Here is a 15,156-nt window from a genome sequence, read left to right as displayed (position 1 = left end):
CTCGGGTGGTACGACCGATTCGTCCCCTGCGGCATCGCTGACGCCGGCGTCACCTCGCTCACCCACGAGCTCGGCCGCGACGTCCCGGTGACCGAGGTGCTGCCCTCCGTCCGCCAGCACCTGGGCGAGCTCCTCGCGTGGCAGCCGTACGACGCCACCCCCGACTACGACGCCCGCCCCGAGCCGGGCCGCACGCCCCAGATCCCGCTGCTGACACCCAGCCTCTGATCGGCACCCGGTCCGGGCGTGTCTGTCCTCCCGGGCAACCTTTCGCGTGGTCAGATCGTCTGACGTCCGGAGGGACGACATACAAAGGAGACCTCGGGTGAGCGATCTGGTCATCGAGACCACCGGCCTGCGCAAAGAGTTCCGCAGCCTGCGCGGCGAGGTGCGGGTCGCCGTACAAGGCCTCGACCTGGCCGTGCCGGCCGGCGGCGTACACGGCTTCCTCGGACCCAACGGGTCCGGCAAGACCACGACGATCCGGATGCTGCTCGGACTGGCGCGGCCGACCCGCGGCACGATGCGGCTCTTCGGCCAGGCCGTGCCCGAGCGGCTGCCGCAGGTGATCGGCCGGGTGGGCGCGGTCGTCGAGTCCCCCAAGTTCTCCCCCAACTTCACCGGCCGGCGCAACCTGATGCTGCTCGCCGGGGCGATCGGCGCGCCGGCGTCCCGGGTCGACGAGGCGATCGAGACGGTCAAGCTCGCCGGGCGCGAGAAGGACCGCTACAAGGCCTACTCCCTCGGCATGAAGCAGCGGCTCGCGATCGCCGCGACGCTGATCAAGGAGCCGGACCTGCTGATCCTCGACGAGCCGACCAACGGCCTCGACCCGGCCGGCATCCGCGAGATCCGCGAGACCATCCGCGACCTCGGCGCCTCCGGCGTCACGGTGCTGCTGAGCTCGCACATCCTGGCCGAGGTCCAGCAGGTCTGCACCTCGGCGACGATCATCGGCAACGGCAGGCTGCTGGCGTCCGGCACGGTCGACGAGCTGCTCGGCATCGGTACGTCGTACCGCGTGGTGGTGCCGGACCCGGCCGTCGCGGGCCAGGTGCTCGCCCGCGCCGGGTTCGAGCCCGCGACGATCGACGGCCGGCTCCACGTCGAGGCCGGCGACCCGGCCGAGCTCACCCGGGTGCTCGGGGAGGCCGGGATCTGGCTGACCGAGCTCAGCCCGCTGCGCGCCGACCTCGAGTCGTACTTCCTCCAGCTCACCGAGGCCGAGCAGCTCGGCCACGACGCCGCCGCCGACAGCGAGGCCGTCGCGTGAGCCGCCTGCTGCGGGTCGAGCTGACCCGCCTGCTCTGCCGCCGCGCGGTGCTGGTGATCCTGGTGGTCGCGGTCGCGATCCCGACGGTCATCGGCGTTGCGACCGTGCTCAACACCCGTCCCCCCGCGGCCAGCCAGCTGGCCTACGCCGAGGAGCAGGCGGCCGAGGAGTCCCAGCGCAAGGTCTATCAGCGACAGTTCGAGCAGTGCCTCGAGAACCCTGAGAACTTCATCGGAGACCAGGTCCCCGACGACGTGCGGACCGCCTGCGAGCTCAGCGCCCTCCCCCAGCCCGACTGGTACGTCTACTACGACGAGCTGGACCTCGCCGCTGAGGACGAGCAGTCCGGCCTCGCGGTCGTGATCGTGGTCGCGATCCTGATGATGCTGATCGGCACCACCTTCGCGGGCCACGACTGGGCCAGCGGCTCGGTGAGCAACCAGCTGCTGTTCGAGCCGCGGAGGCCGCTGGTGTGGGCGGCCAAGGCCGGGGTGGTCGCCGGGCTGACCGGGCTCTTCGCCGGCTTCGTGTTCACGGTCTACTGGCTGGGCCTGGGAGTCGTCGCGAGCTCGCGGGACCTCCCCGTGGGTGACGGGATCCTCCTCGACGGCCTGCAGAGCGGTTGGCGCGGTGCGGGTGTCGCGGCTGCCGCGGCGTTGGCCGGCTACGCGCTCACGATGCTCTTCCGCAGCACGGTCGCCGCGCTCGGCGTACTCCTCGCTGCGAGCGTGGCAGGTGGCGTCGTTCTCGCGGTGATCGGGATCGGCTCGGTCTGGAACCCGGGGCTCAACATCGGCGCGGTCATCCTGGACGGAGCGAAGTACTGGGCCGAGGTGCCGTGCACAGGGGGAATCGAGTTCGAGGGACAGCAGTGCTCGGTCGAGAAGACCCTGCCGATCGGTCGCGCGCTGTGGTACCTCGGCACCGGTCTGGTTCTCTTCGCGGCAGCGTCCCTGGCGTCGTTCCACCGGCGCGACGTGCCCTGAGGGGTCTCGTGACGGTCGCTGCGCGACCTCCTCGACCAACGGGGTGACGGCGCTGCGCGACCTCCTCGACCAACGGGGCGACGGCGCTGCGCGACCTCCTCGACCAACGGGTTCCTCGACCACCGAGTTTCACGCGCCCGGAGGTAGGGTTGTCGACGTGTCAGCCCCCGTTCCCGAAGGCCGCAAGCTCCTCCGCCTCGAGGTCCGCAACGCCGAGACTCCGATCGAGCGGAAGCCCTCGTGGATCAAGACCCGGGCGAAGATGGGGCCGGAGTACACCGCCCTCCAGCAGCTGGTGAAGTCCGAGGGTCTGCACACCGTCTGCCAGGAGGCCGGCTGCCCCAACATCTTCGAGTGCTGGGAGGACCGCGAGGCGACCTTCCTCATCGGCGGCGACCAGTGCACGCGTCGCTGCGACTTCTGCCAGATCGACACCGGCAAGCCGCAGCCGCTCGACCGTGACGAGCCGCGGCGGGTGGCGGAGTCGGTCAAGAAGATGGAGCTGCGCTACGCGACGATCACCGGCGTGGCGCGCGACGACCTCGACGACGGCGGCGCCTGGCTGTACGCCGAGACGGTGCGGGCCATCCACGAGCTCAACCCCGACACCGGCGTCGAGAACCTCATCCCCGACTTCAACGGCGTGCCCGACCTGCTGCAGCAGGTCTTCGAGTCGCGTCCCGAGGTGCTCGCCCACAACGTCGAGACGGTGCCGCGGATCTTCAAGCGGATCCGGCCGGCCTTCCGCTACGACCGTTCCCTCGACGTGCTCACCCAGGCCCGCGCGTTCGGGCTGGTGACCAAGTCGAACCTGATCCTTGGCATGGGCGAGACCCGCGACGAGGTCAGCCAGGCGATGCGCGACCTGCACGCCGCGGGCTGCGAGCTGCTCACGATCACCCAGTACCTCCGGCCGTCGGTGCGCCACCACCCCGTCGAGCGGTGGGTGAAGCCCGAGGAGTTCGTCGAGCTCAAGGAGGAGGCCGACGAGATCGGTTTCGCCGGGGTGCTCTCAGGACCGCTCGTGCGTTCGTCGTACCGTGCCGGTCGCCTGTACCGTCAGGCGATGGACGCCCGGGCACTCGACAGCAGCGCCACCGCCTGAGCTCCGACCACCAGCACATCCCTACAAGTCAGGTAGGCAGCACAGCACGATGGCGAAAGAGCCTAAAGAGCCCCTCGACCCCTCGACCATGAGCCGGCGCCGGCAGGTCATCGAGACCTTCAAGATGACCAGGGAGGTCGACCGCGCCGTCGGCTGGTGGATGCTCGCCGCGTTCCTCCTCTTCGGCGGGATCGGCTTCGGCATCTTCTGGCTGTTGCCCGGCAGCGGCACGATCGGCCTGATCATGTCGATCGTCGGCGGCGTCCTGCTGGGCTTCCTCGGCATGATGATCGTCTTCAGCCGGCGCGCGCAGAAGGCGGCGTACGCGCGGATGGAGGGCCAGGTCGGCGCCGGTGCCCGCGCGCTCACCATGCTGCGCCGCGGCTGGAAGCTCGAAGAGGTCGTCGGCTTCACCAAGCAGCAGGACATGGTCCACCGCGTGGTCGGGCCTCCGGGCATCGTCCTCGTCGGCGAGGGCAACCCCAACCGGCTGCGGCCGCTGATGATCAGCGAGCGCAAGAAGCACGAGCGGGTGGCCTCCGACTACCCCGTGCACGAGGTGCTGGTCGGGTCCGGCGAGGGCCAGGTGCCGCTGCCCAAGCTGGTCAAGCACGTGCAGAAGCTGGGCCGTCAGGTGAAGCCCGCCGAGCAGACCGACATCCTCCAGCGGCTGAAGGCGCTCGACGCCCAGCGGCCCAAGGTCCCGCTCCCCCGTGGCCCGGTGCCGACGAGCATGAAGGGCATGCGCGGCAACCTCAAGGGTCGCTGATCCCCGCCGCTGGTTGAGGTGCGAGCGACGCGAGCCTCGAAACCAAGGCGTCAGGAGGGGTCAGGCGTGCACGGCGTGAGGAAGTCCTCGCCGTTGCGCTCCGCGACGCCGTCGTGCCCGAGCCAGCCGACCTGGTCGAAGTAGTAGACGTCGGCGGCGTGGTCGTCGGACTCGTCGCGTACGACGTCGAGGTCGGTGGTGGTCCCCCACACCTCCCCCGCGGCGTCGGCGCTGAACGAGACCCGGTCGGCGTCGGTCCAGTCGAAGCCCTCGGGCAGCGGCTCGGTGACCGTGAAGCCCCGGTGGGAGCCGGCCAGGCTCAGCCGGGTGAGCACGACGCCACGGGCGCGGCGCGAGCCGAGCACCCAGGAGACGCTCTCGTCGGTGCCGGCGTCGAAGGTCAGCGCGACCCGGGTGACCCGACGGCAGGGTGTGCCGGTCCAGAACCTCAGGTCGCCGTCGGTCACCCGCACGCCGAGCGCCGGCCGGAGCGACGGCGCGAACTGGGCGTCGGGGCTCCAGTCGTCGCCGGTGTCGCAGGCGGCGAGTCCGAGCACCGCCGCGACCGCGACCACCAGGGGCAACCGCCTCACTTGTAGCCGCCGTCCCCGAGGCCGGCGTCCTCCTCCGTGTGGTTGCCGCCGGTGATCTGCTCCCAGAGGTAGGAGGACAGGAACCCGGCGTACCCCTCCTCGGCCCACTGGTGGGAGTGACGCTCCTCGTGGTGCAGCAGCCGGTCGAGGTCGAGGTTGCCGGTGTAGACGCTGCCGTTGCCGTCGTCGTAGACCGCCCTGCCGGCCTGGATCGAGGCCTTCAACGCCGCGACGGGGTCGCTGTCGTCGACGTTGACCATGAAGATGTCGCCCCAGGTCGTGCCGCCCTTCTGGCTGTAGACGTCCTGCAGCCAGTTGCCGCCGGCGCCCATCAGGATGCCGTTGGGGGTGGTGACGAGCCGACCGCCGTTGCCGTCGACGAAGGCGACGTCGTCGTCGTAGCTCCAGTCGTTGGCCTCCTGGCGCTCCTTGATGTAGCGCACGTAGTCCGACGTGTACGGCTCGATCGGGAAGTCGTGGGCGGTCCCCTCCCCGTAGTCGGTGCCGGCGTTGAGGATGAACGTCATCAGGGCCGCGTCGCGGGCGTCGTCGCCACTGACGCCCTCCGGCAGGAGGAAGAACGTCTTGCCGTCGGGGTCGGTGATCGCCTCCAGGCCCTCGAGCACGTCGAACGAGTCCGGCGTGATGCCGTGGTCGCGCGCGATCTGCACGAGTACGCCGGGCTCGACCCCCTGTCGCTCGGCGTTGGCCAGCCACTCGGCGTAGAAGCCGTCCGGCGACGGGCCGGTGAGCAGCCCCGCCTGCCGGAGCTGGAAATCGTAGCGGCCGCCGGTGAGCTCGAGGTTCTGCGACGCCTTCTCGAACGCGACCTCGCCGAGGCTCTGGCTGGTCGGCGGGTTGTTGCCGACGAACCGCGCGAGCGTCGCGTCGAGGACCGCCACGGCCGGCTGGCTGCGGGTCCGGAGGGTGGCCAGCACGGCGGTCCGCTCGTCGTCGAGGTCCTTGGCCTTCTGCTCGAAGGCGTACTGGGTGCTCTCCCGCCACTCCTCGTGCTCGAACCGGTGGTCCACCCAGTCGGGCGGGTGCTGGTTGTCGTGGATGCGATCGGCGTTCGCGTCGTCGTACTTCTTGCGGATGCCGTCGATGTCGGCGCGCGCCTCCTCGACGTGTCCGACGTACGTCGTGATCGCGGCCGCCGCGTCGGCGAGGGAGCTGCTGTCGCCCAGCATCGCGGTGGCGAGGTGCCGGACGTCGCTGGCGGCCTTGGTCGCGGTGTCGGAGCGCCAGGATCGGGCGAGCTTGAGCTCGTCGTCGTTGACCTCGGCGTGCGTGTCGAGCAGCAGCACGCCGAGGTTGCTGATCGCACGCCCCTGCTGCTCGAGGACCTCGGGGTCCTCGACCGGGTAGGGGTAGCGCAGGTCGGCAGCCTCACTGGTCACAGCTGGTACTCCACGTCGATCTCGTTGGTGACCTGGATCGTGTTGTTGACCAGCGTGCTCAGGGCGAGCAGCTCCGCGGAGAAGACACGGAGTCGGCCGCCGAGCGCGACCAGGATGTCGTCGGCCGCGGACTGGACCGGCGCGGTGCCCGCACCCATCGGTCCGTGCATGCCGGTCGCCGACCCCTCGGCGCCCTGCGCGGCGGCGAGGTCGAGCTCCGCCCCCTTGGTCGCGAACCGGGCAGCTGCGCTGCCCGATCCGTCGTAGTCGATGTAGAACTCGTTGGCCACCCGTCGCCTCCTCGCCCAGGAGACTGACCGGTGGCGCCGAAGGTTAAACGCCGGTCGTCGTGAGGCGGCGGTAGGTGTCCATCGTGACGGTGGCGGTGCCGGCGAGGATGTCGTGCAGACCCCGGCCGTCCTGCTTGAACACCAGCGGCGGGATCACCAGCGCGATCGCGACCTGGCGGGCCAGCAGGGTGAGCGGGTTGGACAGGCGGCCCCGGCCGCGCGCAGGTACGACGCGCAGGCGGGTCGCGAGCTTGCCGAACGAGCCTCCGAGGAGCCACGTGAAGAGCGCCGCCTCGACCACGAAGACGACCAGCGTGTAGATCTGCGCAGGCGACCCGGGCTCGCCGTACTCGTCGAGGCCGACGAACGCGATGACGACCAGCGTCGAGGCGGTCCAGTCGATGAAGAGCGCGAGGATCCGGCGCCCCCAGGACGCGGTCGGGAACGGAACGGAGTGGGCCGGCTGCTCAGACATCGCCGTCACCCTAGTGCCACCGACCGGGGCCACCTCACGGACCCGATCCGGAGCGGCGGGATCGCGCTCTCAGAAACCTGTTACATCCCCGAAACAATATGGTCATGGTCGAGAAACCGCCCCTCCGTAGGTTCCTGGACAGGCGGTCGTCGCGCAGCGTTGCGTAGGTACGATGCCGCGATCAAGCCCCTCGATTCCGAAAGAGTCGGATTCCAGACTGGTGGCTGACCTTGGTCAGCCGAGGAGGAACGAATGTTCAGCAACAGCGAAGAGCTGCTCAAGTTCATCGCGGACGAGGGCGTCGAGAATGTCGACGTCCGTTTCTGTGACCTGCCGGGCATCATGCAGCACTTCACGGTCCCGGTCTCGTCGTTCGACCAGTCGGTGTTCGACGACGGCCTCGGCTTCGACGGCTCGTCGATCCGCGGCTTCCAGGCCATCAACGAGTCGGACATGGCTCTCTTCCCGGACCCGACGACGGCGTACATCGACCCGTTCCGGAAGTCGAAGACGCTCAACCTGAACTTCTTCATCCACGACCCGATCACCGGCGAGCCCTACTCCCGCGACCCGCGCAACATCGCGAAGAAGGCGCTGGCCTACCTGAACACGACCGGGGTCGCCGACACGGCGTACTTCGCCCCCGAGGCCGAGTTCTACATCTTCGACAAGGTCCGCTACTCGACCGCTCCGAACGAGGGCTTCTACCACATCGACTCGGTCGAGGGCTGGTGGAACTCGGGCGCCGAGGGCGACAACCTGGGCTACAAGACCCGCTTCAAGGGCGGCTACTTCCCTGTTGCGCCGTACGACCACTACGGCGACCTGCGCGACGACATGGTGCGCAACCTCGAGAACGTCGGCCTGCAGGTCGAGCGCGGTCACCACGAGGTCGGCACGGCCGGCCAGGCGGAGATCAACTACAAGTTCGACACGCTGCTCAAGGCCGCGGACGACGTGATGAAGTTCAAGTACATCATCAAGAACACCGCGTGGGAGCAGAACAAGTCGGTCACCTTCATGCCGAAGCCGATCTTTGGTGACAACGGCTCGGGCATGCACGTGCACCAGTCGCTGTGGAAGGGCGGCGACCCGCTGTTCTACGACGAGACCGGCTACGGCGGCCTCTCCGACATGGCCCGCTGGTACATCGGCGGCATCCTGAAGCACGCCCCGGCGCTGCTGGCGTTCACCAACCCGACGGTGAACTCCTACCACCGTCTGGTCCCGGGCTTCGAGGCGCCGATCTCGCTGGTCTACTCCTCGCGCAACCGCTCGGCCTCGGTCCGGATCCCGATCACGGGCACCAACCCGAAGGCCAAGCGCATCGAGACCCGCTTCCCCGACCCGTCGGCCAACCCCTACCTCGCGTTCTCCGCTCTGATGCTCGCCGGTCTCGACGGCATCCAGAACAAGACGGAGCCGGCCGCGCCCATCGACAAGGACATCTACGAGCTCCCGCCGGACGAGATGGCCGAGATCGCCCAGGTGCCGACCTCGCTCGGTGCCGTGCTCGACGCCCTCGAGGCGGACCACGAGTTCCTCACCGTCGGCAACGTCTTCACGCCCGACCTGATCGAGACGTGGATCGACTACAAGCGCGAGCACGAGATCGCTCCCGTGCAGCTGCGTCCGCACCCGCACGAGTTCGAGCTCTACTACGACATCTAGTCACGCGTGGGTGATGCCCACCGTCTAGGTGCCTGAAAACGGCCCCTGACCTGCGAAGACACCTTCCGACGTCTTCCATCGTCAGGGGTCGTTTTTCGTTCGTCTGCGGCCCCAGTGCGGCCCACGGCCGTGACGGCTGGTCGCGAGCCAGGGGCCACGCGAGCGCGTGTGGATGACGTCTAGTCGACGCCATGGTGCCGGTTGGACGTCTGGCACGGAGCGCGGCGCCATCGAGTTTTTCCGGCGAGGACGAGCCGCGACCACCGGCCATGGAAAACCTCAGGCCAGGATCCCCTCGTCCACAGCAGTGGCCTTGCACATGCGGCTGAAGTGCTTCGGATCCACGTCCTTGAGGAACTCCATCGTTCTGCGGATCTGGCCGTGAACCGCGCGAGCGTCCAACACATCGACGTGCTCGCCCCCCTCTCCGTGGGAGTAGCGGTTACAGAAGTCGTAGACGTCCCTGTAGGCCTCGGCAGCGTCTTCATCCTCGATGAGGCTCCGCAACTGCTGGTCGAAGTTAGGCAGGTGTGGCGCTCTGTAGTTCGCGTAGGACTCAAGGACACGGCGAGCAGCATTCGGGAGCAGGAACAGACGCTCACAGTCTGTGGCATCGGCGACGCCCTTCATCACCATCGAGAAGAGGTAGGCGTACTCCGAGACGTTGTTCCTGAGCATCCGCGGGAGCTCTTCCATCCTGCTGACCCGCTGCTCGCCTTGAGTAGTGCTGAACACCTCTAGGAAGGCGACGGCGGGGAACTGCTTCTCCGCTGCGTCCCCCTTGTCGATCTTCTTCACCGACTCGGTCCAACGGTTCTTCTGGGACTTGAGGAACAGCCGGAGAAGGTGGAAGTCGTGGGTCAGAACCACGAACTGCCCGAAGTCCTTGAGGGTGTCGTGCAGCCACTGGTGAGTTGCGAAGAGCGCCTCGCGGTCCAGCGAGCTGGAGGGATCGTCCACCACCACGATGCGTTCGGCGGGGGCACTGCGGTTCGTCTCGTCCTGGAGCTTGCGGAGGAAGTAGAGCAGGGAAAGCGTGGTCCGCTCCCCGTCGCTGAGGTGGCGGGCGGCCTCGTTCCCCCTACGGCATGAGTAGGACTTCCCATCGGGGGTCACCGTGACGCTCAAGTGGTCCTTGCCGTAGACCCGGGCCAAGTCCTTTGTAAGCGTTGCGGCCATCTTGCTGGTAGTGAACTGCTGCTGACGAACGTCTTCAAGTCTGCGGTCGGCAAGGTCAGCCGCCTCCCCTGCCTTCTTGGCCTCGGTCTTGTCGGCGGTGGCCTGCGCCTCAAGGTGCCGAAAGGCCTCGCTGCGGGAGCCGATGATGTAGTCAAGGACGGTCTGACAGCGTTCCTCGGTGACAACCGAGTGCTCGTCGGCCTGCTTGTTGTGCTCGGAGATGGCCTGCTGCATGGCCGCCACCGAGAAGGTGGCTTCGAGGAGAGCCCAATCAGGGGCGGCGGGTGTCGTGCTCGGGTCTTCCACCTTGGCGCTCAGCACGGCGGTGAGCTGCCCCAGCACCTCGTGCCGCGCCGTCACCTCCTGCTGGGCGGCCTTGAGGTGCTCGCCGTAGCCGTCTCGCAGCTCACTGACCAGTTCCGAGGGGTCGGGGAGCGTCGTGAGCCAGGCCGAGGAGGCAGCTTCAGCTCGCTGCACCTCCCCCAACAGCGCCTGGGCACGCTCGCGGATCTCGAACCAACTCTTGTCGAAGTGCTTCGCAAGCTGCTTGCGCCGCTCCAACGTGATGGCGTTGCCACAGAAGAGGCACTCGTCCAGCTCCTCGTGAAGCTGCATGCCCCGTTCCGCCCATGCCTGACGACTGTGGTCGGCGGCGAGAGATTCGAGCGCGACGCTGGTGGGGGTTGCGGTCAGCACCGCATCAAGGCTCGCGAGCGCGCCTGCGAGGCCATCAGGCGGCGGCGCCACGTCGGTGACTTGTTCGGCGGCGCCTTCGCCGAGGCGCTTGAGCGCCTCCGCGTGCTGGTTTTCATCGGGGTACTCGCCCTTGTAGTCGCGGAGCAGTCCCTCCACCACTGGCATGGAGTAGCGATTCTTGCTGAAGCGCGTGTAGTCGAACTCCCTCAACTGGTCCGCGATGGCGTCCTGAGCCGCGGTCGCGAGCTTCTTGGCTTTGGTGGCGTGGTCCTGAGCCCGCTTGTCGGCCTCCTTCGCCTTGGAGCCGAAGTCCTCGATCTGCTCGAGCAGCTCCTGCTCCTGCTCCTTGGCCTCGATCGCCTCCTCGCCGAGGGTCACGATGGGCGAGGCGCCCGCTCCTTCGAGGAACTCCGAGAGGTTTTTCTGGACCCATGACTTGGTGAAGACCGCCATCGAGGGCGACGGCCCTCCCCCGCCCTTCACGATCCTGTGTGTGTTGCCGCTCTCGTCTTCCCACGTCGCGTCAATGGGTGAGCTGCCCGCCGCGATCTCAAGAAGGAGGTCGGAGAGGGTGGACTTGCCGCTGCCGTTGTGCCCGTAGATGACAGTGCGCTTGCCGAAGGCAATGCTAGAGGGCCAGAACCCCTGGCCGAGCGACCTGTACTGAGTCGTGGAATCAAGGCGACGAAGCATGGGCAGACAGTAGTTCGAACCGCCGACGATCGAGGGTGCTCCGTGTGAGTCGATCGGCCGAATCCGTGCGCCGACGTTGCGACGGGTCTGCACGCCGGGAGCGCATGCCGCCAGGGCGTCCAGGTCGCTGCCGTCCACTGACTCACCCGAACTCGCCGATATCGGCAGGTGCACTCCCCGCTGTACGCGCTGCTAGGAGCGTCTGCCACGAATGGTCCGTATCGTGTGAAGGGCGGTTTGGCTCGTGAACGACTCGATCTTCCGCCCGCGATCCCCCATCGCACACAGGCCTGAACCCCTACTGTTGACCGCGTCACGGTCAACCGGAGGGACTTGAGTGGCGAACGAGATCATCACCAGGGCTGTGCAGCGCCTCGCGACACGTGGAATCCACACTGAGGCCGACATCCAGTCCGAGATTCAAACCCTCCTGGCCGGCGGAGAGCTCAACCTCACGGCAGACCAGGCACCTAAGCTCGAGGAGCAGACGGCGGACGGCACCCGTCGGCGCATCGACATTGCCATCTGCCACTGCGTGATCGAGGTGAAGAAGGACCTCCGCAACGCCGCGGTCCGGGCCGACGGCCAAGAACAGCTCAAGGGCTATCTCAAGACTCGGCAGGCGCAGTATGGACGCCGCTTCGTCGGCATCCTGACTGACGGCGTCACGTGGGTGCTCTATGACTTGGTGCAGAACGACGAGTTCGTCGAGATCTCCTCGCTGGAGAACGCCGCCGACGCGGACGCACTGCTGCTCTGGCTCGAGGCGATCCTCGCCTCTGAGACCGCTGTCCCGCCGACGCCGGCCGAAATCGAGCAGCGCTTGGGCGCCAGCTCACCAGCACACCTCCTCGACTTCCGGGAGCTATCGGCGCTCTACGAGGCTCACCGAGAAGCTCCCGAGGTCGTCCTCAAGCGCCAGTTGTGGGCCAAGCTGCTGAAGACTGCCTTCGGATCGGACTTCGAAGACGACTCCGACGCGTTCATCAATCACACGCTGCTCGTCCTGACCGCAGAGATCATCGCGCACGCCGTCTTGGGAATCGACGTGTCGGCCGCTGGGCCCGTGGCCGCGGAGGACCTAGTCACCGGCCGCGAGTTCGACGAGGCCCAGATCCACGGGGTAGTGGAGGCCGACTTCTTTGACTGGCTTGTGGCCGTTCCGGGAGGGGCGACGTTCGTTCGCACCCTGGCCGACCGGGTCTCCCGGTTCGACTGGAGCGGCGTCGAGCACGACGTCCTGAAGCACCTGTACGAGTCGATCATTGTTCAGGAGATGCGGGCGAAGCTGGGCGAGTACTACACCCCCGACTGGCTTGCGGACAGGGTCGTGAACGCGACCGTCACCGACCCACTCAACCAGCGAGTCCTCGACCCCTCCTGCGGCTCGGGCACCTTTGTCTTCCACGCGGCTCGCGCGTACCTGGATGCCGCCGACACCGCTGGTCTCGGCGTCGGAGAAGCTGTCGATGGCCTGACTAGTCACGTCTTGGGCATGGACATCCACCCTGTCGCAGTAACTCTGGCGCGAGTCACCTACCTACTGGCCATCGGCCCGGAACGACTGCGTCACTCGGAGCGGCCAGCCATCTCGGTTCCGATCTACCTCGGTGACTCGCTCCAATGGGAGCAGAACCGAGACCTGTTCACACGTGACGACGCCGTCTCAATCGCCACGACGGCTGACGACCTGGTCGGCAAGGGTGGCGGCATCATCGGTGATGACGACCTCGTGTTCCCGATGTCGGTTCTCCAGGACGCCGCAGTGTTCGACCGCCTGGTGGCCCGCATGGCCGATCTTGCGCTCGATGATTCTGGAACGCTGCACCGCACACTGATCACGCCGGTCTTCAAGCAGTTCAAGATCGCGGAGGAGGACCGCACGATCCTCGGGCAGACCTTCGCGACCATGCGAGACCTCGCTCGCAGCGGTCGCAACCACATCTGGGGCTACTACGTCCGCAACTTGATCCGACCGATCTGGCTCGCCCTGCCTGAGAACCGCGTCGACGTGCTGGTCGGGAACCCGCCGTGGCTCCGCTACAGCAAGATGACCGACGCGATGAAGGCCCGCTACAAGGCGTTGGCGAAGCCCAGGAATCTCCTCACTGGAGGACTCGGCGCCTCGGGCCGCGACCTCTCGACACTGTTCGTGACGCGGGCCGTCGAGATGTACCTCAACCCGGAAGGCTCGTTCGCCTTCGTCATGCCACACGGCACGCTGACCCGGCTGCCGCACACCGGCTTCCGGTCAGGGAAGTGGTCCTCGGCTCAGGCAGGCGACATCACCGTCTCCTTCGGCGAGACCTGGGACCTGACCAAGGCTCCAACCGGATTCCCCATGGTGTCGTGTGTGATCAGCGGGTCCCGCACAAACCTTGCGGTCGGGATGACGAAGGCGGTGCGAAAGTGGCACTCGACACTGCGCGCTCCGGACGCGACCTGGCAGCAGGCTAAGTCCACCTTCACCATCTCCAACGGAAACGTGTTCCAGCTGAATGCGGGCGACGACCTTCCCGTCTCTCCGTACAAGCGCAAGTTCCGACAAGGCGCCATCCTCGTTCCTCGTGTGCTCGTCACAGTCGAAGACGCGCCTGCAAGCGCGCTCGGTGCAGGCGCGGGTCGCCGGCGCGTTCGGTCACGCCGAACGAGCCAGGAGAAAGAGCCGTGGAAGTACGTATCGACGCTGACAGGATCTGTGGAAACCGAGCACGTGCGGCGTACCTACCTGGGCGAGAGCATTGCCCCGTACCGACCGCTCGAGCCGATCCTGAGTGTGTTGCCACTCGAGAATGACCGGCTCATGCGCCCCAGCGAGATCGCCGAGAACCAGGGGCTCTCTGACTGGTGGACGCAGGCGGAGACGGCCTGGGAGAGCAACAAGGTCCAGACGGACCCCTCGGACCTGCTCACTCGGATCGACTACATGAGCCAGTTGTCCTCACAGCTTCCAATCGCGAGCCAGCGAGTCGTCTATACAAAGGCTGGATCGGCTCTGACCGCAGCGCTAGTTCAGGATCCAACGGCCGTCATCGACCACAAGCTTTACTGGGCCCCAGTCGGCAGCCTTGCTGAGGGCCGGTACCTCGTCGGTATCCTCAACTCTGAGGTACTGCTCCGGCGCGTGACCCCGCTGCAGAACGTTGGCCTTTTCGGTCCCCGCGACTTCGACAAAAACGTCTTCTACGTGCCGTTCGAGGCCTACGACTCAAGCAACGCCGATCATGCAGCCTTAGTAAGCATCGTCGAGCGTGCCGAACAGGTCGCAGCGAACGTCACCCCCGGTGCCACTGCGGATGCGACCCGCGGCGCCGTCCGTGCGGCGTTGACTGGCGCCGGACTGACCGAGGAGATCGAAGCAGCCGTCGCACGCATCCTGCCCGTCGTCGCTGAGGAATCGGAGAGCACTGACGAGGTGGTGCTCAAGCCCGACATCGCTGGAGAGGTCGAGGCACGTCGCGAAGTTGTCGGCGACGACCTCGAAGAGGCCGACGTCGAGATCGACCTGGATGTCGAACACGACGATACGGGCGTCTACCTCTGGGGCTACCTCGTCACCCGCCGCGGAGTGGCCGACTCCGAGTACCACAGCGTTGGGTCGTCCCAGGTGGTCTCCGATCCCGATGTGCTCCAAGCCAAGTCCTTGGTCAGCCAGGTGTCCGACGTCATCCGAGAAGCCCAGGAAGCTGGGCTACAGGTTCGCCTGTTCCATTACGGAGTCACCGAACGAAGGTTCCTCGAGAAGGTCGGCGGTGACGCGGCGGACCTCCTCGCCGTTGCGACCGACTTGCTTGAGTTCGTGCGTGGCCGGTTCTCGAGCACGGATGGCTTCAGCCTCAAGACGCTGGCGCCTCTTGGGGGCGCCAGCTGGCGCACGCAGGGGCTTGATGGGGAGAGCTCAGCGGAATGGATCGCGAAAGCGCGGGCCGGCTACGAACAGGCGTGGCTTGAGCTACTGGACTACAACGAGGACGACGTCCGGGCGACGCTCATGCTGCGGCGATATCTGCGTAGCTAGGGGGGAAG

11 protein-coding genes and 1 pseudogene are annotated in these 15,156 nt (G+C 67.2%); 7 read left to right on the top strand and 5 right to left on the bottom strand.

From position 1 onward, the window contains the following. The 5 genes and pseudogenes from H0488_RS23570 to H0488_RS01475 all read left to right on the top strand — a co-directional run. Positions 1-228: pseudogene (locus H0488_RS23570) on the top strand (lipoyl(octanoyl) transferase LipB); the annotation flags it as partial. Between the two features lie 97 nt (positions 229-325). After that, positions 326-1,273, top strand: coding sequence for an ABC transporter ATP-binding protein (locus H0488_RS01490; RefSeq protein WP_183097503.1), 948 nt, complete (start codon positions 326-328; stop codon positions 1,271-1,273). Beyond that, on the top strand, positions 1,270-2,259 hold the full coding sequence (locus H0488_RS01485; protein ID WP_183097502.1) for a hypothetical protein: 990 nt from the start codon (positions 1,270-1,272) through the stop codon (positions 2,257-2,259). The genes H0488_RS01490 and H0488_RS01485 overlap by 4 nt, the downstream gene beginning before the upstream one ends. A gap of 157 nt (positions 2,260-2,416) precedes the next feature. Then, positions 2,417-3,364, top strand: a complete 948-nt coding sequence (gene lipA / locus H0488_RS01480) for a lipoyl synthase (RefSeq protein WP_183097501.1) — start codon at positions 2,417-2,419, stop codon at positions 3,362-3,364. 88 nt (positions 3,365-3,452) lie between these two features. Beyond that, positions 3,453-4,133, top strand: coding sequence for a DUF4191 domain-containing protein (locus tag H0488_RS01475; protein ID WP_246371296.1), 681 nt, complete (start codon positions 3,453-3,455; stop codon positions 4,131-4,133). Between the two features lie 50 nt (positions 4,134-4,183). Here H0488_RS01475 and H0488_RS01470 read toward each other — a convergent pair whose 3' ends face one another. Genes H0488_RS01470 through H0488_RS01455 form a run of 4 tightly spaced genes read right to left on the bottom strand, consistent with a single transcriptional unit; the run spans position 4,184 to position 6,891 of the window. Next, a complete protein-coding gene (locus tag H0488_RS01470) occupies positions 4,184-4,726 on the bottom strand; it encodes a hypothetical protein (RefSeq protein ID WP_183097499.1) in 543 nt (180 codons plus the stop codon). Then, positions 4,723-6,126 carry a hypothetical protein gene (locus tag H0488_RS23565; protein ID WP_220794079.1) on the bottom strand — a complete coding sequence of 468 codons (1,404 nt, stop codon included), beginning with the start codon at positions 6,124-6,126 and terminating at the stop codon, positions 4,723-4,725. The genes H0488_RS01470 and H0488_RS23565 overlap by 4 nt, the downstream gene beginning before the upstream one ends. Continuing rightward, complete coding sequence (locus H0488_RS01460) at positions 6,123-6,416, bottom strand: hypothetical protein (protein WP_183097498.1); 294 nt, start codon at positions 6,414-6,416, stop codon at positions 6,123-6,125. The genes H0488_RS23565 and H0488_RS01460 overlap by 4 nt, the downstream gene beginning before the upstream one ends. Before the next feature lie 43 nt (positions 6,417-6,459). Beyond that, a complete protein-coding gene (locus tag H0488_RS01455; protein ID WP_183097497.1) occupies positions 6,460-6,891 on the bottom strand; it encodes an RDD family protein in 432 nt (143 codons plus the stop codon). 252 nt (positions 6,892-7,143) lie between these two features. Here H0488_RS01455 and glnA point away from each other — a divergent pair, with 252 nt between their 5' ends. Then, positions 7,144-8,562, top strand: coding sequence for a type I glutamate--ammonia ligase (gene glnA / locus H0488_RS01450; RefSeq protein ID WP_183097496.1), 1,419 nt, complete (start codon positions 7,144-7,146; stop codon positions 8,560-8,562). A 279-nt stretch (positions 8,563-8,841) separates the two neighbouring features. Here the strand turns inward: glnA and H0488_RS01445 are convergent, their stop codons facing one another. Beyond that, positions 8,842-11,268: an AAA family ATPase gene (locus tag H0488_RS01445; protein WP_312856164.1), complete on the bottom strand. Its 2,427-nt coding sequence runs from the start codon at positions 11,266-11,268 to the stop codon at positions 8,842-8,844. A 199-nt stretch (positions 11,269-11,467) separates the two neighbouring features. Here H0488_RS01445 and H0488_RS01440 point away from each other — a divergent pair, with 199 nt between their 5' ends. Further along, on the top strand, positions 11,468-15,148 hold the full coding sequence (locus tag H0488_RS01440; RefSeq protein WP_145725767.1) for an N-6 DNA methylase: 3,681 nt from the start codon (positions 11,468-11,470) through the stop codon (positions 15,146-15,148). Positions 15,149-15,156: the final 8 nt, after the last annotated feature.

The organism is Nocardioides pelophilus (assembly GCF_014180685.1).
GTDB classification, from domain to species: Bacteria; Actinomycetota; Actinomycetes; order Propionibacteriales; family Nocardioidaceae; genus Nocardioides; species Nocardioides pelophilus.
The sequence above is the reverse complement of the archived record's forward strand: the minus strand, read 5'-3'. Positions and strand labels throughout refer to the sequence as shown.

Coding starts and splice junctions, on each gene's coding strand:
- glnA (WP_183097496.1), top strand. CDS start 7,144: ATGTTCAGCAACAGCGAAGAGCTGCTCAAGTTCATCGCGGACGAGGGC.
- H0488_RS01455 (WP_183097497.1), bottom strand. CDS start 6,891: ATGTCTGAGCAGCCGGCCCACTCCGTTCCGTTCCCGACCGCGTCCTGG.
- H0488_RS01475 (WP_246371296.1), top strand. CDS start 3,453: ATGAGCCGGCGCCGGCAGGTCATCGAGACCTTCAAGATGACCAGGGAG.